Below are 23,477 nucleotides of genomic sequence, written 5' to 3' on the forward strand. Positions count from 1 at the left end.
GCTCGTCAGCGCGCGATCCACGCCGTGCCGAACCACGGTGTGGAGACCGACGTGGTCTCGATGCCGTGGACGGTCGACCGGTACAGGAAGTGGTTCTGCTGGTCGTAGAGCGGCAGCACGGTGCCGCTGGCGAGGATCCGCTGCTGGGCCTGACGGTACAGGTCCCCGCGCTCGTCGGCGTCGGCGGTCGCGGCCGCACGCTGCAGGAGGTCGTCGACCGTCGGGTCGTCGAGCTGCGCGAGGTTCGCGAAGTAGCCCGACGGCGCCGGCGTGATGCTCGCGCTGTCGTAGAGGATCCGGAGGACGTCGGGGCCGACCTTCGTGTACGGCGCACTCACGACGTCGTACTCGTTCGCGGCGAGCGCGGCGTACCAGCTCGACAGGTCGAGCTCCTCGAGCCGGACGTCGAACCCGACGGCCTTCTCGGAGGCCTGGACCTGCTGGAACAGGCTGCGTTCGGCGGGCACGGACTGGTTCGTCGACACCGGGAAGGTCACGGTGAGGCGCTCGCCGTCCTTCTGGCGGATCCCGTCGCTGCCGACCTTCCAGCCGGCCTCGTCGAGCAGGCGCTCCGCGGTCGTGGGGGAGTACTCGAACAGCGCCGGGTCGGAGTACCCGTCTGGCTCGACGCTCGACAGCACCGAGTACGAGCGCTTCGCGGTGCCGAGGAACAGGCTCTCGAGGCCCGGGTCGATCTCGGCGCCGGCGATGAAGGCCTTGCGGACCGCCTCGTCGCGGAACACCCCGTGCCCGGAGTTCAGTTCGAGGCGGTTCGAGGCGCCGGGGCGCGGCGCGTCGAGGTCGCGGATCGCGCCCTTGGTGGACGCGGCCTTCAGCTGGTCGGGCTGGGCGTTGTCGATGACGTCGACCTGGCCCGCCTGCAGCGCCGCGTAGCGCGAGGTCGAGTCGGGCAGGAAGCGCCAGGTGATGCCGTCGAGGCGGGGCTCCGTCGACCCGGAGAGCGGCGTGTACCGGGTGTTCTTCCCCAGGGTGACGCGGTCACCGTGCTGCCACTTCGTCACGGTGAACGGCCCGGTGCCGACCGGGGACTCGCAGTTGGTCGCCTGCGGACGCTCGAGCGCCTTCGGGGACTCCATCCCGACCCACGGCTGCGAGAACGACTCGAGCAGCGCGCTGTCCGGACGGCTCAGGGTCAGCGTCACCGTGTGGTCGTCGGTCGCGGTGGCCTTCGTGATCGACTGCAATGCGAGGTAGCCCGTGCTCGACGCGGTCGTCGGGTCCTGCACGTGCTCGATGTTCGCGACGACGGCGGCCGCGTCGAACGGGGTGCCGTCCGAGAACGTGACGTCCTTCCGCAGGTCGAAGGTCAGGGTCCTGCCGTCGCCGCTGGTCTGCCAGTCGGTCGCGAGGGCGGGGCTCGGCCGGCGGTCGCGGTCGAGGCTCGTGAGCGTCTCGATGTACTGCGTCGACAGCAGGGCCTGCGGGTAGTTGCCGCCGACGTGCGGGTCGAGGCAGGTCGGCTCCGCGTCGCCCGAGGCGTACGTGAGGGTGCCGCCGCTGACCGGCGTGCTGTCGGAGGTGGCCGCGCCGCCACCGGTGCAGGCGGTGAGGGCCAGCAGGACCGCGGAGGCGCCCGCGGCGGTGAGGAGGGCGCGGGCGCGTGATTTCTGTACTCGGTCCAAGATCATGGCGCGTCGAGTCTAGCGGTTTACTGAGGGCATGGACGAGACGATGCGCCGCGGTGGCCGCCCCCGACGCTCGAGCGCCGGGGTGCTCGCCGACGCGGCGGCCGAGCTGTTCCTCGAGCAGGGCTACGGACGGACGACGGTCGACCACATCGCCGCCCGGGCCGGCGTCAGCCGTGCGACCTTCTTCAACTACTTCGGCGCCAAGTCCGACGTGCTCTGGCTCGAACTGGACGCCGCGGTCGCCGACGTCCCCGCGTTCCTGGCCGCGTCGACCGAGCGGAGCCCGGTGCGCGCGGTGGAGGAGGCGCTCGTGGCGGCCGCCCGGGCGCACGACCCGGAGCGCGTGCCGTGGGCGATCGCGCAGGCCGAGGTGATGGACATCGGCACCGAGCTCGTCGCGAGCGTCGCCGCGCGGGTGATGGCGCAGCACGGGGCGGTGTCGGCGTTCGTCGGTTCCCGGACGGGGGAGCGCCCGACGGCGCTCTGGCCGCAGACGGTCTCCGGAGCGCTGCTCGGGGCGGCCGCGGCGGCGTTCGGGGTCTGGGTCGCCGACGGGGTCGGGCGACGCTCGCTCGTGGAGTACGTCGGCGCGGCGCTGACACCGGTCGCGGCGGGGCTCGACGCGCGCTGACCGGGCCGCGGTCGAGCCCTACGCCCGGAGCGTGCCCGCGCCGCCGGACGCGACGTCCTCGACCGTGCCGTCGCGGACGATCGCAGGGACCTCGCCGTCCCCGCGCGCCGCGAGCGACGCATCGCCCGGGATGCTCAGCGTGAGCACCGCCTCCTCGATGTACTGACTGGTCTCCAGGGACTCCTCGACCCGACGCAGCCGAACGGCGACGTGGTCCTCGTCCTCGTTGCCGGTCAGGTCGACGGCGGCGACGAGGAACACCCGCGACGGACCGACGAACTCGAGGTGCAGGTACGTGACCCGCTCCACCTCGTCGCGGCGGAGCAGCTCGGTGAGGACGGCGTCCTCCAGCTCGGGCGAGGTGGCCTCGCCGACCAGGAAGCGGCGGTTCCGCTCGATGAGGACGATCGCGACGACCCCGAGCAGCAGCCCCACCGCGATGGAGCCGATCGCGTCGAACACCGCCAGGCCGGTGACCTGGTGGAGGAAGACCCCGAGGAACGCGATGACGAGACCGACGAGCGCGGCGGCGTCCTCGGCGAAGACGGCCCGGAGCGTGGGGTTCGACGACTGCAGCACGTGCCGGAGCACCGGCACGCGGCGCTTCGTGGCGGCACCGTGCGCCTGGCGGTAGGCCTGCAGGAAGCTCGTGCCCTCGAGGACGAACGCGATCGCCAGCACGACGTAGTTGAGGACGACGTCCTCTGCGGGACCGGTCTCGCCGAGCTCGGTGATCCCGTGCCAGATCGACACGACGGCGCCGGCGGTGAAGAGGCCGAACGCGGCGAACATCGACCAGATGTAGGTCTCGCGTCCGTAGCCCAGCGGGTGCTTCCGGTCCCGTTGCTTCGCACCCCGGCGCTCCGCCACGAGCAGGAAGACCTCGTTGCCGGTGTCGGCCCACGAGTGCGCGGCCTCGGCGGTCATCGACGCCGATCCGGTGAGCATGGAGGCGACGGTCTTGGCGACGGCGACGAGCAGGTTGGCGGCGAAGGCGATGACGACGGTGAGCAGGGACTCCGGACGGTCCTGCTTCTCGGACGAGGGCATCGCTCCAGCATGCTCCGACTCTTGTAGACTCGTCCCACCAGGCGTCGAACCGGCCATCACCGGGGAGCCTCCGGCAGAACGCGGCAGCACCACCGCCGTCAGTAGACCCGGGCGGACCGGACCGCACCCCATCCGGCGAACGAGCGGTCGGTCGCAGCGCGAGCAGCGGCCGGCAAGCGAGGTGGTACCGCGGAGCACGCTCCGTCCTCGTGGCAGACGACCCCGACCACAGGAGCCATGCGGTGCGCTACCCCTTGAACTCGAACGCCGACGGCGTCACGCCCTCGCCGAGCTTCCCCGCCGTCGAGCAGGGGATCCTCGCCTTCTGGAAGGGCGACGACACCTTCCAGGCGTCGATCGACCAGCGCGAGGGCTGCACCGAGTGGACGTTCTACGACGGCCCGCCGTTCGCCAACGGCCTGCCGCACTACGGTCACCTGCTGACCGGCTACGCGAAGGACGTCTTCCCGCGCTACCAGACCATGCGCGGCAAGCAGGTGCACCGCCGGTTCGGCTGGGACACCCACGGCCTGCCCGCCGAGCTCGAGGCGATGCGCCAGCTCGGGATCACCGAGAAGCACGAGATCGACGACATGGGCGTCGACGTGTTCAACGCGGCCGCCAGGAAGTCCGTGCTGCAGTACACCGACGAGTGGCAGGCGTACGTCACCCGCCAGGCGCGCTGGGTCGACTTCGAGGACGACTACAAGACCCTCGACGTCACCTACATGGAGAGCGTCCTGTGGGCGTGGAAGCAGCTCTGGGACAAGGGTCTGGCGTACGAGGGCTTCCGCGTCCTGCCGTACTGCTGGAACGACCAGACCCCGCTGTCGAACCACGAGCTGCGCATGGACGACGACGTCTACAAGATGCGCCAGGACCAGTCGGTCACGGTGTCGTTCCCGCTGCAGGGTGCCCGCGCCGCCGAGCTCGACCTGACCGGGGTCCGCGCGCTCGCCTGGACGACGACCCCCTGGACGCTGCCGACGAACGCGGCGCTCGCCGTCGGTCCGGAGATCGCGTACGCGGTCGTGCCGGCCGGGCCGGGAGGCGCGGCTGACGGTGGCGACGCCGGTGCGGCCCGGTACCTCCTGGCTTCGGACACCGTGGCGGCCCACGCGAAGGACCTCGGCTACGAGTCGGCCGACGACGCGCTCGCCGCCGTGCTCCGCACGGTCGCCGGCGCCGAGCTCGACGGCGTCGAGTACGAGCGGCTGTTCGACTTCCTGGCCGATCAGGAGGGCTACGAGAACGCCTGGCGCGTCCTGGTAGCCGAGTACGTCGAGACCGGCGAGGGCACGGGCATCGTGCACCAGGCCCCGGCCTACGGCGCCGACGACCAGGAGGTCTGCGCGGCCGCCGGCATCCCCGTCGTGCTGTCCCTCGACGAGGGCGGCGTCTTCACCGCGCAGTTCGGTGACGTCGCCGGCATGCTTTGGTCGGATGCGAACAAGCCGCTGACGAAGGCCGTGCGCGACATGGGCCGTCTGCTGCGCCAGGCGTCCTACGAGCACAGCTACCCGCACTGCTGGCGGTGCCGCAAGCCGCTCATCTACAAGGCGGTCTCGTCGTGGTTCGTCCGCGTCACGGAGTTCCGCGACCGCATGGGCGAGCTGAACCAGGACGTCAACTGGGTGCCGGACAACGTCAAGGACGGCCAGTTCGGCAAGTGGGTCGGGAACGCCATCGACTGGTCGGTGTCGCGCAACCGCTACTTCGGCACGCCGATCCCGGTGTGGGTGTCCGACGACCCGGCGTACCCGCGCCAGGACGTCTACGGCTCCCTCGAGGAGCTCGAGCGCGACTTCGGCCGGCTGCCGCTGAACGCCGACGGCGAGGTCGACCTGCACCGTCCGTTCATCGACGACCTGACCCGCCCGAACCCCGACGACCCGACCGGGCAGTCGACGATGCGCCGCATCTCGGACGTGTTCGACGTCTGGTTCGACTCCGGGTCGATGCCGTACGCGCAGGTGCACTACCCGTTCGAGAACCGCGAGTGGTTCGAGGAGCACAGCCCCGCGGACTTCATCGTCGAGTACATCGGGCAGACCCGCGGCTGGTTCTACGTCATGCACGCCCTGTCCACGGCGCTGTTCGACCGCCCGGCCTTCCGGAACGTCATCAGCCACGGCATCGTGCTCGGCTCGGACGGCCAGAAGATGTCGAAGTCGCTCCGGAACTACCCGGACGTCTCCGAGGTCTTCGACCGTGACGGTGCCGACGCCATGCGCTGGTTCCTCATGTCGTCGTCGGTGATCCGCGGCGGCAACCTCGTCGTGACCGAGGAGGGCATCCGCCAGGGCGTCCGCGAGTTCCTGCTGCCGCTGTGGTCGACGTACTACTTCTTCACCCTCTACGCGAACGCGTCGGGCGAGGACGGGTACCAGGCGACGCGGAGCACTGCGAGCACCGACGTGCTCGATCGCTACCTGCTCGCGAAGACCCGCGTGCTCGTCGCCGACGTCACGACGCACCTCGACGCGCTCGACACCCCGCTCGCGGCGCAGGCCGTCCGCGACTTCGCCGACGTGCTGACGAACTGGTACGTCCGGCGTTCGCGCGACAAGTTCTGGCTCGGCGCGGCGTCCTCGCCCGAGGCGCAGGCGGCGTTCGACACGCTCCACACGGTGCTCGAGACGCTCACCCGCGTCGCCGCGCCGCTCGCACCGCTCGTCACCGAGGAGGTCTGGCAGGGCCTGACCGGCGGGCGCAGCGTGCACCTCGAGGACTTCCCGTCGCCCGACGAGTTCCCGGCCGACGACGCCCTCGTCGCCGCGATGGACCACGTGCGCGACGTCGCCTCGAAGGGCCTCGCGCTCCGCAAGGCCACCGGACGGCGCGTCCGTCTGCCGCTCGCCACGCTCACCCTCGTGGTGCCGGACCCGACCGCGATCGAGCCGTTCGCGGACATCCTGCGCGACGAGCTCAACGTGAAGCGGGTCGTGCTCGAGCAGCAGGAGGAGTCCTCGCTCGGCCGCTACGGCATCGAGCGGAAGCTCACCGTCAACGCCCGTGCCGCCGGTCCCCGGATCGGCAAGCAGGTGCAGCAGGTGATCCCGGCCGCCAAGCAGGGCGACTGGGTCGCGACCGAGTCCGGCGTCACCGTCGGCGGGGTGGACCTCGTCGAGGGCGAGTACACGCTCGACCTCACCGTGGCGGACGACTCCGTCGCGGTGGCGTTCCTCGACGGCGGCGGCTTCGCGGTGCTCGACACCGTGACCACGCCGGAGCTCGAGGCCGAGGGGCTCGCCCGCGACGTCGTCCGCGCCGTGCAGCAGGCCCGCCGCGACGCCGACCTCGACATCAGCGACCGCATCGCCCTGACCCTCCGGGTGTCGGCCGGCGCCGAAGGCCCGGTCCGCGAGCACGAGCAGCTCATCGCGGGGGAGACCCTGGCGACGAGCGTCGAGGTGACCACGACGACGTTCGCTCCCGGCGAGGGCTCGGACGTCGGCGACGGTGCGAAGGTGTCCGTGGAGGTGGCACGCGCATGAGCGACAGCAACGCGTACGACGACCCGACTGGGGACGGCATCGAGATCCCCGTCGGCCCGTCCGGCGACCAGACCCCGGCCGAGGCCCTGCCGTACGGCGGGGACGACGACGAGGTCCGGCGCGTCGAGGCGGCCCTGTACGCCCGGATCGGCGAGCAGGCCCCCGAGCGCCGGCTGACCGCGACCCGACGTGCCGTCGAACTCCTCGGCGACCCGCACCTGGCGTACCCGGTCATCCACGTCACGGGGACGAACGGCAAGACGTCGACCGCCCGCATGACCGAGAGCATCGTCCGCGCGCACGGGCTCCGGACGGGCCTGATGACGAGCCCGCACCTGGTCTCGATCCGCGAGCGCATCGTCGTCGACGGCGAGCCGATCGCGCCGAGTCGGTTCGTCGAGAACTGGGACGACATCACGCCGATCCTCGCGATGACCGACCAGGAGCTCACCGACCGGGGCGAGCAGCCCCTGACCTTCTTCGAGGCGCTCACCGTCCTCGCCCTTGCGTGCTTCGCCGAGGCGCCGGTCGACGTCGCCGTGATCGAGGTCGGCATGGGCGGGGAGTGGGACTCCACGAACGTCGTGCAGAGCCAGGTGCAGGTGATCACGCCCGTCGCGATCGACCACGCCAAGCAGCTCGGGTCGACCGTCGCCGAGATCGCCCGCACGAAGTCCGGGATCATCAAGCCGTCGTCGTCCGTCGTGTCGAGCGCGCAGACGCCCGAGGCGCTCGCCGAGCTCGAGCGTGCGGCCGAGCTCACCGAGTCGACGCTCGCCGTCGAGGGCACCGGGTTCTCGGTCGTGTCGGACACCCCGGCGGTCGGCGGCCAGCTCGTCACCGTGCAGGGCATCGCCGGCCGGTACGACGACCTGTTCGTCCCGCTGTTCGGGCAGCACCAGGCGCACAACGCCGCGGTCGCGATCGCCGCGGTCGAGTCGTTCCTCGGTCGCGGGTCGCAGGCCCTCGACGAGGACGTCCTCGCCGAGGGCCTCGCCGCGGCGACCAGCCCCGGTCGCCTGCAGCCGATCGCACAGGAGCCGACCGTCGTGGTCGACGCCGCGCACAACCCGCACGGGGCCCGCGCCCTGGCCGAGGCGCTGCCGGTCGCGTTCCCGTCGGAGCACGTCGTCGGCGTCGTCGGGATCCTCGGCGACAAGGACGCCCGCGGCTTCGTCCGCGCGCTCAAGGACACCGTGCAGACCTTCGTCGTCACGCAGCCGCCCGGCGACCGCGCCCTGGACGCCGACGCGTTCGCGCGCGTCGTCGTGGCCGAGGTCGGCGAGGACCGCGTCGTCGTCGAGCCGTCGCTCGAGCAGGCGCTGCAGGAGGCGCGCGACCTGGCGGACGAGGCGGACGCCGAGGACGCCCTCGTGCTCGTCGCGGGGTCCATCGTGATGGTGGGCAAGGTCATGGACCTGGTCCACGCGGAGGGGCTGCGTCCCGGGGGAGGCGAGGCGGAGTGACGGACGCACCCCGGGCCTCCCGGCCGGGCCGCCAGCCGCGCGTGCGGAAGCCGCGGCCGCAGCGCGGTGCCCGCGAGAGCCTGCTCGCGATCACCCTCGGACTCGAGGCCGTGATGTTCTTCTTCCCGATGCTCGTCGTGTACGGGAAGGGCACGCTGCCGCCGCTCGCGGCGTTCGGCGGCGGGATCCTCGCGATCATCGTCCTCGCAGCTTCCTCACGCCTGACGGGCAAGCCGGCCGGTGTATGGTTCGGGTGGCTGCTGCAGGCGGCCATCCTCGCCACCGGTTTCATCGAACCGTTCATGTTCGCGGTCGGCGCGGTGTTCCTGGCGCTGTGGGTGTTCTGCTTCGTCAAGGGCGGTCAGCTCGACCGGCAGAACGCCGCGTTCCGAGCCGCGCAGGGCGAGGACTGACGACCACCGAACCACAGGAGAACTGCGTGTCCGATCTCGAAGAGACCCTCGTCCTCGTCAAGCCCGACGGCGTCGCCCGCCAGCTCACCGGAGAGGTCCTCCGCCGGATCGAGGCCAAGGGCTACGAGATCGTCGACCTGAAGATGGTGACGGCCTCCCGCGAGCTGCTCGACGCGCACTACGAGGAGCACCAGGGCAAGCCGTTCTTCGAGCCGCTCGTCGAGTTCATGCAGTCCGGACCCGTCGTCGCCGTGCGCGTCGCGGGCAACGGTGTGATCCAGGGCTTCCGCTCGCTCGCCGGCACCACCGACCCGACCTCGGCGGCCCCGGGCACCATCCGTGGCGACCTCGGTCGTGACTGGGGCCTCAAGGTGCAGCAGAACCTCGTGCACGGCTCGGACTCCCCGGAGTCCGCCGCCCGCGAGCTCGCCCTCTGGTTCGCGTGACCCCCGGCCCCGACAGGATCCCGAAGCGATGACGAACAACGACCGACCGACCAAGAACGAGCGCCGTCAGCACGCCCGCGACGTCGCCCGCCAGCGCGCCGACGCCGAGAAGCGTCGCAAGCGCCGCAACAAGTGGTTCCTCCAGGGCGGCATCGGCCTGGGCATCGTGGCGGTCGCGGCCATCGTCGCGATCGTCGTGGTGAACGTCAACAACGGTGGCGGCTCCGTGTCGGCCGCCGGCCCGAAGAACATGGTCACCGGCGGCATCCAGTTCACCGGTGCCGACGGCAAGATCGAGCCGGTGACGACGGGTGGTGTCTCCGCCGACGGCACCCCGTCCCCGGTCCCGACCGCCGACAGCGACGGCAAGGTCAAGGTCGTCGAGTACGTCGACTGGGCCTGCCCCGTGTGCAAGCAGTTCGAGGGCGCCTACGCCGACCAGATCGCCGACTACGTCAAGAACGGTCAGGCGACGCTCGAGATCCACCCGGTCTCGATCCTCGACCGCAGCTACCTCGGGTCGCGCTACGCCAGCCGTGCCGCGAACGCCGCCATGTGCGTCGCGAACAACGAGCCGGACAAGTTCCTCGACGTGCAGACGCAGTTCTTCGAGAAGCAGCCGGAGGAGGGCACGAAGGGCCTGACGAACGCCGAGATCGCCGACCTGGTGAAGGCCGGCGGCGCCACGAGCTCCGCGGTCTCCGAGTGCCTGTCGAACGAGACGTACAAGGGGTGGGTCACGAAGGTGACGAACCAGGTGCTCGCCGACGAGAGCCTCAAGGGTCCGCAGGGCTTCGGCACGCCGACCATCCTCGTGAACGGGCAGCGCGTGAACACGCTCACCGACGTCGTGCCGACCATCCAGGCCGCCGCGAAGTAGTCGATCCACGCCGTTCGGCCCCGTACCCCCGCTCCCGGGGGTGCGGGGCCGTCGTCGTGCCCGGGGTCGCCGGGGTCGCTCGTGCGGGAGTTGCTCGGTGCGCCCGCGTGCCTGGTCGTTCCGGGCGTGCCTGGTGGGTTCGGGCGTGCCTGGTCGTTCTGTTCCGCCAGGGACGCCCGTTCCCGCCAGGTACCGCACCTGTCGTGGGAAGGAACGGGCACCGAGCACCCGCGGCGCGGAGGAGCGGGGTGGTCGAGGGACAGGGCCGCGGGGATGCCTGGTCGGTCCGTGCGTGCCTGGTGGTTCCGGGCGTGCCTGGTCGTTCTGTTCCGCCAGGGACGCCCGTTCTCGTCAGGTACCGCACCTGTCATGGGAAGGAACGGGCGCGCACGCAGTCGTCCGTGGGCAGCAGCGCGCGGGGCACACGGGCGTCAGCAGCGCGCGCGGCGCAAGAGCGCCGGCCGGCGTCAGAGCGTGGTGAGGACCCGGGGGAAGACGATCAGGATGCTGACCACGATCACGGCGTAGTTCGCCAGCACGAGCGCCCACGAGTAGGGCAGCAGCGCGCGCCCGACCCGCTGGAGCCCGGCGCCGAAGCGTCCCTGCGCCGCGTTCCAGGTCGTGAAGATCCAGAACATCGGGATCGTGACGCTCCAGACGAGCAGGCACCAGGGACACAGGTAGCCGATGACCCAGACGGTCTGGGTGAAGAGCCAGGTCACGAAGACCCAGGCGAGGAACACCCCCGCGTTGAACAGGACCCAGAACCACCGGTGTCCGTTCCGCATGCCGGCGAGCAGCATGACGCCCACGGCGATCGGGGCGACGAAGCCCATCACGCCCAGGAGCGGGTTCGGGAACCCGAAGAGCGACCCCTGCCAGCTCGTCATCACCTGCGAGCAGTTCACGAAGGGACTGACGTCGCAGGACAGCGCCTTGGACGGGTTCTCGTACTTCGCGAACTCGTCGATCACCAGGTTGAACGCGGCGAAGAGGCCGACCGCGCCGGTCACGACGAGGAAGACCGCCATGGCGACGGGGCGGCGGGGCGAGGTTGCGCTCGTGCTCACGCCGTCATCATCGCATGCCCGTTCCGGTACTTTCCTGGCACGTCGTGCGACAATGGCTGGAGTCGCGCGGCCGATCCGTGCGGCGAGAGAGCTTTCCGGGCGCAGCCCGGACGATCAGGTGCGGTGAGAGCGCGCCGTGACCGGGACTCGCGTCACCTGGGACGCCGAGCCGGACGGGCCGGGTGCCCGACACGGAACGGCCGAGGACCACAACCCCAGGGTGGTGCGCTCCGGTCGCAAGGAACGAACACGGGGACGTCGACGCCACCCGTGACAACCACAGAATTCCCGCCGTCCGACAGGGCGCGAGTGGGGCCGAGGAGTGCACCAGATCCATGGTGGAGCAGAACACCGACAACACGAACAACGAAGAAGTCGCACCGAAGCGCCGGGGACGCCTCTTCGGCAACCGCCGCGCGCGGTCCACCGGCCTGGAGGCCCGTGGTGACGTCGACGAGGCCACCGCGGACGCCGAGACGGTCGCCGACGAGTCGATCGCGCCGACGGCGCCCGACGCCGTCCCGGCGTCGACGCCCGTGGCGGTCGAGCAGGTCGCGGTCGCCGCGACCGAGCCGCAGGACGTGTCGACCGTGACCGGCAGCCAGCCGGTCGTCGGGACGCCGCCGGTGTCCGAGGACGCGAGCCCCGCCGCGGTGACGCCCGTGACGGAGGCGACCCCTGCCTCCCGTCCGGAGCCCGCGTCGGCAGCCGAGCCCGTGTCGGCAGCCGAGCCGGAGGAGTCGGCCGCCGAGCCCTTCGTCCCGCGCGCGACCAGCACGCTCAGCCTGATCTTCCACGCGCCGGTCCTGCCGGACCTCCCGGTCCGCCCGGCCCGCGACGAGCACGACGACGAGGACGAGGACGACGAGCAGGGCGGCAACCGTCGTCGCTCGCGCCGCCGTGGCAGCAGCGCCGACCGTCAGGAGCGGGGCGTCCGCGAACCGCGCGACCACCAGGAACCGCGTCGTCGCGAGCCCGAGCTCATCACCGAGCCGCAGCGCATCAAGGGCTCCACGCGTCTCGAGGCGAAGAAGCAGCGTCGCCGCGACGGCCGTGACGCCGGTCGTCGTCGCACGGTCATCACCGAGGACGAGTTCCTCGCCCGCCGCGAGAGCGTCGACCGCCAGATGATCGTGCGGTCGAGCTCGTCGAAGATCGAGATCGGCGTGCTCGAGGACAACGTGCTCGCCGAGCACTACGTCACGAAGTCGCACAACGTCTCGCTCATCGGCAACGTCTACCTCGGTAAGGTGCAGAACGTGCTGCCCTCGATGGAGGCGGCGTTCGTCGACATCGGCCGCGGCCGCAACGCAGTGCTCTACGCCGGCGAGGTCGACTGGAACTCGGTCGACACCGGCAACCACGGCCGTCGCATCGAGGCCGCGCTCCGCCCCGGCGACAAGGTGCTCGTGCAGGTCACGAAGGACCCGGTGGGCCACAAGGGTGCCCGCCTCACCTCGCAGGTCTCGCTGCCCGGTCGCTACCTGGTGTACGTGCCGAACGGCTCGATGAACGGCATCTCCCGCAAGCTGCCGGACACCGAGCGCGCTCGCCTGAAGAAGATCCTCAAGGAGGTCCTGCCGGAGCACGCGGGCGTCATCGTGCGCACCGCGGCCGAGGGCGCGACCGAGGAACAGCTCACCCGCGACGTGCAGCGCCTGACCAGCCAGTGGGAGGCGATCCAGAAGAAGGTCGCGAACGGCCAGGCACCGGTCATGCTCCACTCGGAGCCCGACCTGCTCGTGAAGATCGTCCGCGACGTCTTCAACGAGGACTTCACGAAGCTCATCATCGACGGCGACGCCGCCCGCGGCACGATCGAGGAGTACCTCGACGCCGTCGCGCCGGACCTCAAGGACCGCGTCGAGATCTACGACGGCCCGGACTCCTTCGAGGAGTACCGCCTCAACGAGCAGATCGAGAAGGCGCTCGACCGCAAGGTCTGGCTGCCGTCGGGTGGCTCGCTCGTGATCGACCGCACCGAGGCCATGACGGTCGTCGACGTCAACACGGGCAAGTTCGTCGGCTCGGGCGGCAACCTCGAGGAGACCGTCACGAAGAACAACCTCGAGGCGGCCGAGGAGATCGTCCGGCAGCTCCGGCTCCGGGACATCGGCGGCATCATCGTCGTCGACTTCATCGACATGGTGCTCGAGTCGAACCGTGACCTCGTGCTCCGTCGACTCGTCGAGTGCCTGAGCCGCGACCGGACGAAGCACCAGGTCGCCGAGGTCACGTCGCTCGGTCTCGTGCAGATGACCCGCAAGAAGATCGGTGTCGGCCTCCGCGAGTCCCTCGACGAGGTCAACGCGAAGGTCAACGACAACAACGCGGACCCGGGGCCGTCGAAGAGCCGGCGGAAGGCCCGCGGGAACAGCGGCCCGAACGGCGGCAACGGCAACGGCAACGGCGCGTCGGGCAACGGCTCGCACGGGTCGAACGGCCAGTCGTCCCAGGCGCACCAGATCACCGAGGACGTCAAGAACGCGCTGTCCCGCATCGCGGCCTCGACGCTGCCCCACGACGAGGCCGCCGCCGGTGTGACCGGTGTCGCGGCTCCGAACGGTGGCCAGTCTCCCGCCGCGTCGACGGTCTCGCCGGTGTCCGCGCCGGAGCAGGGGACCGAGCAGGACGCGTCGACCCCCGCCGCCGACGGCCAGGGTGGCGAGCAGCCGTCCGGCTCGAAGCGTCGTCGTCGCCGTGGTGGCCGCGGCGCCGGTGCCCCGGGTGCGGAGCAGGCGTCGTCGTCGACCGACGAGCTGCCCTCGGCCGCTGTGGACAAGACCGCTGTGGAGCCGACCGCTGTGGAGCCGACCGCTGCGCCCGAGCCCGCCGCCCGTGCGGACGTCCCCGCGGTCGCCGAGGCGACCACTGCCGACGAGCCGACCGGCGCGCCGACGAAGAGCGCCGCGCCGGCCCGACGTCGCGTGAGTTCGAGCGCTCCGGTCACCCCGACGGAGAACACGGTCGCGATCCTCGACATCCCCGTCGCGGTCACGAAGCGCGAGCCGCGGCCGGTCCGCGACGACGCCGAGTCGCTGCTCGACTCGGTGCTGCAGGCGCTCCCGGAGCCGAAGCAGCCCGGTCAGGGCCGTTCGCGGTCCCGGCGGGTGTCGTCCCCGAGCATCAGCGCGCCCGCGTCGTCCGGTGACGACGTGCAGGACGACGGCGCCGTGATCGTGGGGAACTGAGGTGACCGACCCGGGCGACCCGCGCGGACGGCAGCCGGACCGCGGGTTCTACGGTGCGGGCTGGTCGCAGCCTGCACCGCCCGGGCCGGGCCCCTCCGCCGGGAACGCCTGGGCGGGGCAGCAGGTCCCGCAGCAGCCCGCCGGGCAGCAGGTCCCGCACCAGCCGTACGGGCAGCAGCCCGGCGGGCAGCAGCCGCCCGGGCTCCGGCCGCGGGGACGGTCGGGGCGCAGCAGCGGGGACCCGCGTCGTGCCTTCGCACCGGGTGCTTCGGTCGCCAACACGACGGGCGCGCTCATCGCCGTCGTGTCCGTCGTGCTCGTCGAGTTCGTCTCCGGGGTCCTCGGACTGCTCGGGACGTCCCTGGTGGTGCACCCGTTCTCGACCTACGGCACCGGTGCGACCCTGCTCGGCAGCTTCGTCTCCGGCGTCTTCGCCTCGCCGTTCCCCTTCTACGCCGGGGCGTTCACGGCGCTGGCCTTCCTCACGCCGATCGCCCGCCGCAGCCCGCTGCCGACGGTGCTCCTCCGCGCTGTCCTCGCCGGTGCCGCCGGGACGGTCGCGCTCGCCCTCGTCGGGGTGTTCACCGGGTCGTGGGCGGCCGCCCGCACCGGCTCGGGAGCCCGGCTCGTCATCGACGTCGTCACCGCCCCGCTGCAGAACGGCGTCCCCTTCACCCTCATGCTCCTCGCGACGTCCACCGCGGCGTGGCTGTGGCTCGGCCGTCCCCGCGGACAGCGCGCGGGCCAGCAGTCCGGTGCTGGCCGCCCCGGGACCGTGCGCCCGGCCGACGCGGTCCCGCCGTCGACCGTGCAGCCCGTACCGGGTCCGCCGCTGCCGCGGGACCCGGGGCCGTCCGTGCCGCCCGTGGGTGGCCAGCAGCCGGGGCAGCCCAACGTGGGCGGACAGCAGCCGGTCCCGGGACCGGACGACCGCTGGATGCCGCCGACCCGCTGACCGGACCCGTCCCGCCGGGGAGCGGGGCGTGCCTCCCGTCCGGCGCCGTCTGGACTCACCGTCGGGGCGCGACCTCAGTGCGCGCGCTTGTCCCGCTGCGCCACCCGCAGTCCGCTCGCGATGAGGCGGAGCACCAGCTCACGCCCGGTGACGGCCGTGGCACCCGCGGCGACCAGTTCGTCGTAGCGCGCGAGGGGGACGTCGTAGTGGTCGTGGTCGAACGCCCGGCGGGGGATCCCGGCGCGTGCGGCGAAGGCATGCAGCTCGTCGTAGGATCGGTCACTGACGAGGTGCGACCAGACGGTGTCGTGGGCGGGCCACGTCGGCGGGTCGATCAGCACGGTCACGCGGCAATGCTACGTGTGTCGCCGTTTGACCGGAGCCGGGGACATCGAGTAAACTCGATCCCTGGTGTCAGCGGGCCGTTCTGCCTGCGTCGCCGATCGGGCCCGGGCTCCGGGAGCCGCTCGTGCAGAAGTGGGCACCCGAGACTTCCCTCAAGCAGAGTACGTAAGGAATTCCACGTGGTTTACGCAGTAGTGCGCGCCGGCGGCCGTCAGGAAAAGGTCGAGGTCGGGACGATCATCACGCTCGACCGTGCCAAGGCCGACGACAAGGGCAACATCGACCTCGCCCCGGTGCTCCTCGTGGACGGTGACAAGATCACGTCGGCGGCCTCCGAGCTCGCGAACGTGACCGTCACCGCACAGGTGCTCGAGGACCTCCGCGGTCCGAAGGTCGTCATCCAGAAGTTCAAGAACAAGACCGGGTACAAGAAGCGTCAGGGTTTCCGCGCTGAGCTGACCCGCGTCAAGATCACCTCGATCGCGTAAGGCGGGAGTAGAAGATGGCACACAAGAAGGGTGCGAGCTCCACTCGCAACGGTCGTGACTCGAACGCACAGCGCCTCGGCGTGAAGCGTTTCGGTGGCGAGGTCGTCAACGCCGGTGAGATCATCCTCCGCCAGCGTGGCACCCACTTCCACCCGGGCGCCAACGTCGGTCGCGGTGGCGACGACACGCTGTTCGCCCTCTCGGCCGGTTCGGTCGAGTTCGGCACGAAGGGCGGCCGCAAGGTCGTCAACATCGTCAACGCGTAACACCAGCGACGACAGACTCTGCGGGAGGGGCGGGCCACGTGCCCGCCCCTCCCGTTCTTTCGTGCAACACCCGGCGGCACCGCTGCGACACCTCGTGGCCCCGCTGCAACACCTAGGAGTGGACCCATGGCGACCTTCGTCGACCGCGTGACCCTGCACCTCACCGCGGGGAACGGCGGCAACGGCTGCGTGTCGGTCCGCCGTGAGAAGTTCAAGCCCCTCGCCGGCCCGGACGGCGGCAACGGCGGCGACGGTGGCGACATCGTGCTCGTCGCCGACCCGCAGGTGACGACCCTGCTCGGCTACCACCGCTCGCCGCACCGTTCGTCGCGCAACGGTCAGCCCGGCATGGGCGACCACCGCAGCGGCGTGAGCGGTGAGACCCTCGAGCTGCCCGTGCCGATCGGCACCGTCGTGCACGACGAGGGCGGCGAGGTCCTCGCCGACATGACCGAGCCGGGCATGCGGGTCGTCGTGGCCCCCGGTGGCCAGGGTGGCCTCGGCAACGCGGCGCTCGCGACCACGAAGCGCAAGGCCCCCGGGTTCGCGCTGCTCGGCACGCCCGGGTGGACCGGTGACGTCAGCCTCGAGCTGAAGACCATCGCCGACGTCGCGCTCGTCGGCTTCCCGAGCGCCGGCAAGTCCTCGCTCATCGCCGCGGTCTCCGCCGCGAAGCCGAAGATCGCCGACTACCCGTTCACCACCCTGACCCCGAACCTCGGCGTCGTCGAGTCCGGTGACGTCCGCTTCACCGTCGCCGACGTCCCCGGGCTCATCGAGGGTGCCTCGGAGGGCAAGGGCCTCGGCCTCGAGTTCCTCCGCCACGTCGAGCGCTGCGAGGCGCTCCTGCACGTCATCGACTGCGCGACGATGGACCCGGGTCGCGACCCCCTCAGCGACCTCGACGTCATCCTCGGCGAGCTCGAGCGCTACCCGGTGCCCGAGGGACAGACGCCGCTGCTCGAGCGTCCCCAGCTCGTCGCGCTCAACAAGGTCGACGTGCCCGAGGCCGCCGAGCTCGCCGAGTTCGTCACCGCCGAGCTCGAGGAGCGCGGCTACCGCGTCTTCCCGATCTCGACGGCCTCCCGGCAGGGCCTGCGCGAGCTGACCTTCGCCATGGCCGAGGTCGTCGAGCGCGCCCGCGCCGAGCGTCCCGCGGCACCGGAGCAGGAGCGCATCGTGCTCCGGCCGAAGGCGGTCGACGAGAAGCCCTTCACCGTGCGCGCCGAGGGCGGCGAGGAGCACCGCTTCTACCGGGTCCGTGGCGCCAAGCCGGAGCGCTGGGTCGTGCAGACCGACTTCACGAACGAGGAGGCGATCGGCTACCTGGCCGACCGGCTCGCGAAGCTCGGCGTCGAGGACGGCCTGTTCAAGGCCGGTGCCGTCGCCGGCTCCACCGTCGTGATCGGCGGCGACGGCGGCATGGTGTTCGACTGGGAGCCCACGCTCACCTCGACCGCGGAGCTCATCACGAGTGCCCGCGGCACCGACGCCCGGGTCGGCGGGTCCTCGCGACCCACCCGCAACGAGCGCCGCGAGGACTACTTCGAGCGCATGGACGCCAAGGCGGCCGCACGCGCCGAACTCGAGCAGGAGCGCATCTCCGGCCTGTGGGCCGACGACGACGAGGACTGATCCCGGCATGACCGACACGAGCGCGCGCACCGACCTCGGACCCGTCACCCGGCGGCAGGACGTCCCGCGTGCACGTCGGCTCGTGGTCAAGGTCGGGTCGTCGTCGGTCAGCGGGGAGAACACCGGGCAGATCGCGGCGCTCGTCGACGCGATCGCCGCCGCGCACGCCCGGGGGACCGAGGTGGTCCTGGTGTCCTCCGGCGCGATCGCGACGGGGTTCCCGTTCCTCGGACTCGAGGGGCGGCCGGACGACCTCGCGACGCAGCAGGCGGCGGCGGCCACGGGCCAGAACGTGCTCATGTTCCGGTACCAGAAGGAACTCGACCGGCACGGGGTCGTCGCGGCGCAGGTCCTGCTCACCGCCGGTGACCTGCAGAACCCGACGCACCGGGTGAACGCCCAGCGCGCCGTGGACCGCTTGCTCGCGCTGCGGGTGCTGCCGATCGTCAACGAGAACGACACGGTCGCCACGGACGAGATCCGCTTCGGCGACAACGACCGACTCGCGGCGCTCGTCGCCCGGCTGCTCGGCGCCGATGCGCTCGTGCTCCTGTCCGACGTCGAGTCGCTGTACACGCGACCCCCCGAGCACCCGGACGCGGAGCCGATCGACGAGGTCCCGTTCGGGGACGAGCTCGCCGGGGTCACGTTCGGGTCCGCCGGGAAGGCCGGGGTCGGCACCGGGGGAGCGGGGACCAAGGTCGCCGCCGCTCGGCTCGCGGCCGAGGCCGGCACCGCCGTGCTCGTGACGGCGACGGCGCTGGTGGACCGGGCGCTGACCGGCGAGCACGTCGGCACCTGGTTCCACGCGGCTCCGCGCGGCTGACGCAGCAGGCAATGGCGAGCGGCCGGGAGGCGCGGTGCCGGTCCAGCGTGTGGCCAGACACCGCCACGTGGCCGAGACGCCGCCGGATCCGGGCCCGTCTCGGCGCCGCCGGACCGTCTCGCATTGAAGGTGGCGTCTCGTCGCCGTCACGATCCCGGCGGCGACCTATCATCGGACCATGTCGCCGACGGTCACCGCTCCCACGCTCACCGACAAGCTCGTCGCCGCCCGTGCCGCGTCGACCGCACTGGCGACGGCCACGACCGCGGTCAAGGACCGGGCACTCCGGGCCGTGGCGGCGGCCCTCCGGGAAGGCACCGACGCGATCGTCACCGCGAACCACGACGACCTCGTGGCGGGCGAGGAGCGCGGCACGTCCTCCGGACTCCTCGATCGGCTGCGGCTCGACGCGGGACGGATCGACGCCCTGGCGGCAGCGGTGGAGCACGTCGTCGGCCTCACCGACCCGGTGGGGGAGCACGTCCGCGGCTCCCGGCTGCCGAACGGCCTGCAGCTCACCCAGGTGCGCGTGCCGTTCGGGGTGGTCGGGGCCATCTACGAGGCGCGCCCGAACGTCACGGTCGACATCGCCGCCCTGGCACTGAAGAGCGGCAACGCCGTCGTGCTGCGCGGCGGGTCGGCGGCGCAGCGCACCAACGCCGAGCTGGTGGAGCGGATCCGCGCCGCGGTCGCCTCGGTCGGGCTGCCGGCGGACCTCGTGCAGACGATCGACGAGTTCGGGCGACAGGGCGCGACGGACCTCATGCGCGCCAGGGGCCTGGTGGACGTGCTCGTGCCCCGGGGGAGCGCCTCGCTCATCCAGACGGTGGTGACCGAGTCGCAGGTGCCCGTGATCGAGACCGGCGCCGGCGTCGTGCACGTGTTCCTCGACGCCTCGGCACCGCTGGCGCGCTCGGTCGACATCGTGCTCGACAGCAAGGTGCAGCGGCCGAGCGTCTGCAACGCGCTCGAGACCCTGCTCGTGCACGAGGGTGCCGCCGAGCGGCTGCTGCCCGAGCTGGCCGACCGGCTGCGCGCCGCGGGCGTCACCCTGCGTGGGGACGACGCCACCCGGACGATCGTGCCGGGCGTGCTGCGGGCGACCGAGGCCGACTGGGCGACGGAGTCCATGGACCTCGACCTCTCGATCCGCGTCGTGCCCGACGTCGACGCGGCGATGGCGCACATCGCGCGGTGGTCGACGCACCACACCGAGTCGATCGTCACGGACGACCTCGTCACGGCCGAGCGGTTCCTCGCCGAGGTCGACTCGGCCGTGGTGATGGCCAACGCCTCGACCCGCTTCACCGACGGCGGGGAGTTCGGCTTCGGTGCCGAGGTCGGCATCTCCACGCAGAAGCTGCACGCCCGCGGCCCCATGGGGCTGCCGGAACTGACGAGCACCAAGTGGATCGTGCGCGGGCAGGGTCAGATCCGCGGCTAGACTGGGCGGCGACTTCCCACCCGATCGAACGGAGCACCGGACCGATGACCTTCCTCGCTGAAGCCGCAGAGCACGCCTCCTCGGTCCCCGCGTTCGTCTTCCCGATGTGCGGCGCGCTCTTCTTCATCTTCCTCGGGTTCGTGACCTGGAGCTTCCGCGACGTCGCCTACCGCCACTCGCACAAGTTCGAGGCCACCCGCCACCACGAGACGGGTGTCGACGAGTTCGGTCACACCAAGCTCTGACCAGCCGCTCGATGCTCGAGAGCACGGGGCGCCCCCGCATCGGCGTGATGGGTGGCACGTTCGACCCGATCCACCACGGGCACCTCGTGGCGGCATCGGAGGTCGCCCGTGCCTTCGACCTGGACGAGGTCGTGTTCGTCCCGACCGGCCAGCCGTACATGAAGTCCGACGTCACCGACGCCGAGCACCGCTACCTCATGACGGTGATCGCGACGGCGTCGAACCCGATGTTCACCGTCAGCCGCGTCGACATCGACCGGCCCGGTCCGACCTACACGATCGACACCCTGCGGGACCTCCACGACCAGCGACCGGACGCCCAGCTCGTCTTCATCTCGGGCGCTGACGCCGTTCAGCAGATCCTCGACTGGAAGGACCACGATGAGTTGTGGGACCTCGCGCACTTCGTCGCGGTCACGCGGCCGGGGCACGACCTGAGCATCACCGGTCTCCCCGAGCGTGACGTGAGCGTGCTCGAAGTCCCCGCACTGGCGATATCCTCGACCGATTGCCGCGACCGGGTCAGGCGTGGCCACCCGGTCTGGTACCTGGTCCCGGACGGGGTCGTCCAGTACATCTCGAAGCACCACCTGTATCGGAGCGTTGCATGAGTTCGTCCGACGCGCAGCCGCCACTGTCGCGGCGCGAGGCGCGCGAGCGGGAGCGTGCCGCCGCAGCCGGCGGGCAGCCGGTCACGCCGCCGCCCACCGTCGCCGCCCCCACCACCGGTGAGGCCGACGGGCCGCGTCGCCCCGGTTCGCACGTTGCGCCCTCGCCGAGCGGACCGGCGCAGTCCGCCGTCCGTCCGGGCAGCGAGAGCGGGCCGCGTTCCGCCGGCACCGCTCCGGCCGCGGGCGTCTTCCCGCTCACGCCGGCACCTGCCTCCGCGACCGAGATCGTGCCGGGGACCGGAGGTCTCACCCGCCGACAGCTCCGGCTGATGCGCGAGGCCGAGGGGCAGGCGGTCCAGCCCGTGCCCCTGCGTGCGCCGACGCCGCACTCCTCCGACCGCACCGTGCAGGACGTCATCGGATCCGTCGACGACCTGCACGGCGGCGCGCACGACGACCCCGCGCAGGAGTCGGCGGCCGAGCCCGAGCAGCTCGACGCCGCGACCGTGGCGCAGGCCACCGAGGCCGACGGATCGCCCGATGCCGTCGAGCCCCTGAGCGAGGCCGCCGCACACGCCGAGGAACCGCGCCGGCACCGCTCGACGTGGGCGCCGCCGGAGGACGACGACGCCCAGGACCACGACGCGCAGGACCACGACGCCCAGGACCACGACGCGCAGGACCACGACGGCCAGGACGACGACGCGCAGGACGCCGGTACCGGGTCGCCCGCTGCGGTGCCGACGACCGCTGTGCCGTCCTCCTCGACGCCCGTGGTCTTCCCGCTGTCGCTCGACGACGACACGAACGAGGTACCGGTCCAGCGGCCGACGCCCGCGACCGACGACCGCGACGACGACCGGAACGGTCGCGATGTGCCGGAGGCTCCCCGTCTGCCCGCCGCGTTCCAGCGGCCGACCGAGCCCAAGCCCGTCACCACCGCCTTCGAGCCGCCCGCCGGTCACTGGTCGCAGCAGGCCCAGGACGGCGACGACGTGCACGACGCGACCGGGGTCCGCCGTCTGGCGGTGCAGGACACGAACTCGATCGTGCTGCCCGACTCGGCCCTCGCGGACCCGACGGGCGCGTTGAACGCGACCGGCGAGGTCATCCTGACCGGGTCGATCGACCTGCCCGCCTCGCTTTCGTCGACCGGGTCGCACCGACCGATCGACGGTGCCGAGGTCGACCGGTTGCTCGAGCAGCACGACGAGCAGCCCGAGACGGACGCCAGCCCCGTGCGGGCGAGCCGTGCGGTGTCGAGCCACACCTCCACGCGACAGGTCGTCCTCGCGGCGGCGAAGCCGAAGGAGTCCCGCACCCCGGTGATCCTCGGCGTCACCGTCGGCGCCGTCGGCCTCGCCGCGGCCGGAGTCATCATCGTCGCGCTGCTGACCACCCACTTCGGCGGCTGACCGCCCCCGACACCACCTCGGGTCCTCGTCCACCCCGCCGCACCGGCCTGGCCGCTGTCGGCGGGGTGGCCTATGATCGGGACCCACCACACGGAGCCGCACACGGCGGGTCCGTCGACCGGAAGGACTCCGTGACCGCCTCCCCACGTGCACTGGAACTCGTGCAGATCGCCGCCCAGGCGGCCGACGCGAAGCAGGCCGAAGACCTCGTCGCCCTCGACGTGACCGCCCCGCTGCAGCTCACCGACGTGTTCCTGCTCGCGACCGGTCGGAACGAGCGCAACGTGCTCGCCATCGCGGACGAGGTCGAGGACCGGCTCATCGCGGCCGGCGCGAAGCCCCTCCGTCGCGAAGGACGGACCGAGGGCCGCTGGGTCCTCATCGACTTCGGGGAGATCGTCGTGCACGTCTTCCACGAGGAAGACCGCCAGTACTACTCGCTCGAGCGGCTCTGGTCGGACTGCCCGACGATCCCGCTCGAACTGCCGGTCGACCACACCGCGTAGGTGCGACGCGCCCGGGTGGCGGCGACGATTTCGTCACCCGGGGTTCGCGTGGTGTACGCTTCCATGGTGCCTCCGGGAACGGTGGCACGGAAGAACAGTAAGACGAACGGCAGTACCATCACGGGTCTGTGGCGCAGCTGGTAGCGCACCTGCATGGCATGCAGGGGGTCAGGGGTTCGAGTCCCCTCAGATCCACCCACAACGGAACACGCAGGAACCCCGTCGCGATGCGGCGGGGTTTCGTCGTTCCCGGGTACCGGTCTCGGCGGTCCGACGTGACTCCCGCCCGCCGCCTCACTCTACCCCCTCATCCCCGACTCGTGCCTCTCCTGATCCTCCCCGTCCCTGTCCCCTAGCGCGAATATTTCGTCCGAAGTTGCAAGATGCGTCTATCTATTAGACTCAGCCGCTGTGACAGTCACGATGTGCAAATAGATGATGGTCTTCA

The 23,477-nt window shown here is 71.6% G+C and carries 21 protein-coding genes and 1 tRNA gene; 18 read left to right on the forward strand and 4 right to left on the reverse strand.

Annotation, left to right across the window (positions count from 1 at the left end; genetic code table 11):
- Positions 1-5 precede the first annotated feature (5 nt).
- Positions 6-1,649, reverse strand: coding sequence for an ABC transporter substrate-binding protein (locus tag H7A69_RS03450; protein ID WP_182045797.1), 1,644 nt, complete (start codon positions 1,647-1,649; stop codon positions 6-8).
- 31 nt (positions 1,650-1,680) lie between these two features.
- Here H7A69_RS03450 and H7A69_RS03455 point away from each other — a divergent pair, with 31 nt between their 5' ends.
- Positions 1,681-2,280, forward strand: coding sequence for a TetR/AcrR family transcriptional regulator (locus tag H7A69_RS03455; RefSeq protein ID WP_182045799.1), 600 nt, complete (start codon positions 1,681-1,683; stop codon positions 2,278-2,280).
- 18 nt (positions 2,281-2,298) lie between these two features.
- Here the strand turns inward: H7A69_RS03455 and H7A69_RS03460 are convergent, their stop codons facing one another.
- Positions 2,299-3,330, reverse strand: a complete 1,032-nt coding sequence (locus tag H7A69_RS03460) for a cation diffusion facilitator family transporter (RefSeq protein ID WP_182045801.1) — start codon at positions 3,328-3,330, stop codon at positions 2,299-2,301.
- A 242-nt stretch (positions 3,331-3,572) separates the two neighbouring features.
- Here H7A69_RS03460 and ileS point away from each other — a divergent pair, with 242 nt between their 5' ends.
- Genes ileS through H7A69_RS03485 form a run of 5 tightly spaced genes read left to right on the forward strand, consistent with a single transcriptional unit; the run spans position 3,573 to position 10,032 of the window.
- A complete protein-coding gene (gene ileS / locus H7A69_RS03465) occupies positions 3,573-6,827 on the forward strand; it encodes an isoleucine--tRNA ligase (protein ID WP_182045803.1) in 3,255 nt (1,084 codons plus the stop codon).
- A complete protein-coding gene (locus H7A69_RS03470) occupies positions 6,824-8,293 on the forward strand; it encodes a bifunctional folylpolyglutamate synthase/dihydrofolate synthase (protein ID WP_182045805.1) in 1,470 nt (489 codons plus the stop codon). Before ileS ends, H7A69_RS03470 begins: the two co-directional genes overlap by 4 nt.
- Positions 8,290-8,706: a DUF4233 domain-containing protein gene (locus H7A69_RS03475; RefSeq protein ID WP_069711498.1), complete on the forward strand. Its 417-nt coding sequence runs from the start codon at positions 8,290-8,292 to the stop codon at positions 8,704-8,706. The genes H7A69_RS03470 and H7A69_RS03475 overlap by 4 nt, the downstream gene beginning before the upstream one ends.
- Positions 8,707-8,732: 26 nt before the next feature.
- Positions 8,733-9,152, forward strand: a complete 420-nt coding sequence (ndk, locus tag H7A69_RS03480) for a nucleoside-diphosphate kinase (protein ID WP_182045807.1) — start codon at positions 8,733-8,735, stop codon at positions 9,150-9,152.
- A gap of 28 nt (positions 9,153-9,180) precedes the next feature.
- Positions 9,181-10,032: a DsbA family protein gene (locus H7A69_RS03485; protein WP_069711496.1), complete on the forward strand. Its 852-nt coding sequence runs from the start codon at positions 9,181-9,183 to the stop codon at positions 10,030-10,032.
- Positions 10,033-10,499: 467 nt separating this feature from the next.
- Here the strand turns inward: H7A69_RS03485 and H7A69_RS03490 are convergent, their stop codons facing one another.
- A complete protein-coding gene (locus H7A69_RS03490; RefSeq protein ID WP_259346067.1) occupies positions 10,500-11,102 on the reverse strand; it encodes a vitamin K epoxide reductase family protein in 603 nt (200 codons plus the stop codon).
- 335 nt (positions 11,103-11,437) lie between these two features.
- Here H7A69_RS03490 and H7A69_RS03495 point away from each other — a divergent pair, with 335 nt between their 5' ends.
- Positions 11,438-14,293 (forward strand): Rne/Rng family ribonuclease, encoded by a 2,856-nt coding sequence (locus H7A69_RS03495; protein ID WP_182045809.1) that lies wholly within the window; start codon positions 11,438-11,440, stop codon positions 14,291-14,293.
- A gap of 1 nt (position 14,294) precedes the next feature.
- Positions 14,295-15,248: a hypothetical protein gene (locus tag H7A69_RS03500; protein WP_182045811.1), complete on the forward strand. Its 954-nt coding sequence runs from the start codon at positions 14,295-14,297 to the stop codon at positions 15,246-15,248.
- A 74-nt stretch (positions 15,249-15,322) separates the two neighbouring features.
- Here H7A69_RS03500 and H7A69_RS03505 read toward each other — a convergent pair whose 3' ends face one another.
- Complete coding sequence (locus H7A69_RS03505; RefSeq protein WP_069711492.1) at positions 15,323-15,595, reverse strand: DUF4031 domain-containing protein; 273 nt, start codon at positions 15,593-15,595, stop codon at positions 15,323-15,325.
- 177 nt (positions 15,596-15,772) lie between these two features.
- On the opposite strand from H7A69_RS03505, the gene rplU reads away from it, so the two are divergent.
- From rplU to H7A69_RS03555, 10 genes are all read left to right on the forward strand, one after another.
- On the forward strand, positions 15,773-16,081 hold the full coding sequence (gene rplU / locus H7A69_RS03510; protein WP_069711491.1) for a 50S ribosomal protein L21: 309 nt from the start codon (positions 15,773-15,775) through the stop codon (positions 16,079-16,081).
- Positions 16,082-16,095: 14 nt separating this feature from the next.
- A complete protein-coding gene (gene rpmA, locus H7A69_RS03515) occupies positions 16,096-16,347 on the forward strand; it encodes a 50S ribosomal protein L27 (protein WP_022905368.1) in 252 nt (83 codons plus the stop codon).
- 126 nt (positions 16,348-16,473) lie between these two features.
- Positions 16,474-17,982: a GTPase ObgE gene (gene obgE, locus H7A69_RS03520; RefSeq protein WP_069711490.1), complete on the forward strand. Its 1,509-nt coding sequence runs from the start codon at positions 16,474-16,476 to the stop codon at positions 17,980-17,982.
- A gap of 7 nt (positions 17,983-17,989) precedes the next feature.
- Positions 17,990-18,808, forward strand: coding sequence for a glutamate 5-kinase (proB, locus tag H7A69_RS03525; RefSeq protein ID WP_259346069.1), 819 nt, complete (start codon positions 17,990-17,992; stop codon positions 18,806-18,808).
- Positions 18,809-18,986: 178 nt separating this feature from the next.
- The gene (locus tag H7A69_RS03530) at positions 18,987-20,252 is read left to right on the forward strand and encodes a glutamate-5-semialdehyde dehydrogenase (RefSeq protein WP_182045813.1); all 1,266 of its coding nucleotides are present in this window, start codon (positions 18,987-18,989) and stop codon (positions 20,250-20,252) included.
- 44 nt (positions 20,253-20,296) lie between these two features.
- Positions 20,297-20,497, forward strand: coding sequence for a hypothetical protein (locus tag H7A69_RS03535; protein WP_069711488.1), 201 nt, complete (start codon positions 20,297-20,299; stop codon positions 20,495-20,497).
- Between the two features lie 11 nt (positions 20,498-20,508).
- Positions 20,509-21,108 (forward strand): nicotinate-nucleotide adenylyltransferase, encoded by a 600-nt coding sequence (gene nadD, locus H7A69_RS03540; protein WP_083263708.1) that lies wholly within the window; start codon positions 20,509-20,511, stop codon positions 21,106-21,108.
- Complete coding sequence (locus H7A69_RS03545) at positions 21,105-22,523, forward strand: hypothetical protein (protein WP_182045815.1); 1,419 nt, start codon at positions 21,105-21,107, stop codon at positions 22,521-22,523. Before nadD ends, H7A69_RS03545 begins: the two co-directional genes overlap by 4 nt.
- A gap of 131 nt (positions 22,524-22,654) precedes the next feature.
- Positions 22,655-23,029, forward strand: coding sequence for a ribosome silencing factor (gene rsfS / locus H7A69_RS03550; RefSeq protein WP_069711486.1), 375 nt, complete (start codon positions 22,655-22,657; stop codon positions 23,027-23,029).
- A gap of 122 nt (positions 23,030-23,151) precedes the next feature.
- Positions 23,152-23,224: transfer RNA gene (locus H7A69_RS03555), tRNA-Ala, on the forward strand.
- Positions 23,225-23,477: the final 253 nt, after the last annotated feature.

It is taken from the genome of Curtobacterium sp. ME26, assembly GCF_903970945.1.
Taxonomy (GTDB): Bacteria; Actinomycetota; Actinomycetes; order Actinomycetales; family Microbacteriaceae; genus Curtobacterium; species Curtobacterium citri.

Coding starts and splice junctions, on each gene's coding strand:
- proB (WP_259346069.1), top strand. CDS start 17,990: ATGACCGACACGAGCGCGCGCACCGACCTCGGACCCGTCACCCGGCGG.
- H7A69_RS03455 (WP_182045799.1), top strand. CDS start 1,681: ATGGACGAGACGATGCGCCGCGGTGGCCGCCCCCGACGCTCGAGCGCC.
- nadD (WP_083263708.1), top strand. CDS start 20,509: ATGCTCGAGAGCACGGGGCGCCCCCGCATCGGCGTGATGGGTGGCACG.
- H7A69_RS03495 (WP_182045809.1), top strand. CDS start 11,438: ATGGTGGAGCAGAACACCGACAACACGAACAACGAAGAAGTCGCACCG.
- H7A69_RS03450 (WP_182045797.1), bottom strand. CDS start 1,649: ATGATCTTGGACCGAGTACAGAAATCACGCGCCCGCGCCCTCCTCACC.
- H7A69_RS03485 (WP_069711496.1), top strand. CDS start 9,181: ATGACGAACAACGACCGACCGACCAAGAACGAGCGCCGTCAGCACGCC.
- H7A69_RS03535 (WP_069711488.1), top strand. CDS start 20,297: ATGACCTTCCTCGCTGAAGCCGCAGAGCACGCCTCCTCGGTCCCCGCG.
- H7A69_RS03460 (WP_182045801.1), bottom strand. CDS start 3,330: ATGCCCTCGTCCGAGAAGCAGGACCGTCCGGAGTCCCTGCTCACCGTC.
- rpmA (WP_022905368.1), top strand. CDS start 16,096: ATGGCACACAAGAAGGGTGCGAGCTCCACTCGCAACGGTCGTGACTCG.
- H7A69_RS03545 (WP_182045815.1), top strand. CDS start 21,105: ATGAGTTCGTCCGACGCGCAGCCGCCACTGTCGCGGCGCGAGGCGCGC.
- H7A69_RS03530 (WP_182045813.1), top strand. CDS start 18,987: ATGTCGCCGACGGTCACCGCTCCCACGCTCACCGACAAGCTCGTCGCC.
- obgE (WP_069711490.1), top strand. CDS start 16,474: ATGGCGACCTTCGTCGACCGCGTGACCCTGCACCTCACCGCGGGGAAC.
- H7A69_RS03470 (WP_182045805.1), top strand. CDS start 6,824: ATGAGCGACAGCAACGCGTACGACGACCCGACTGGGGACGGCATCGAG.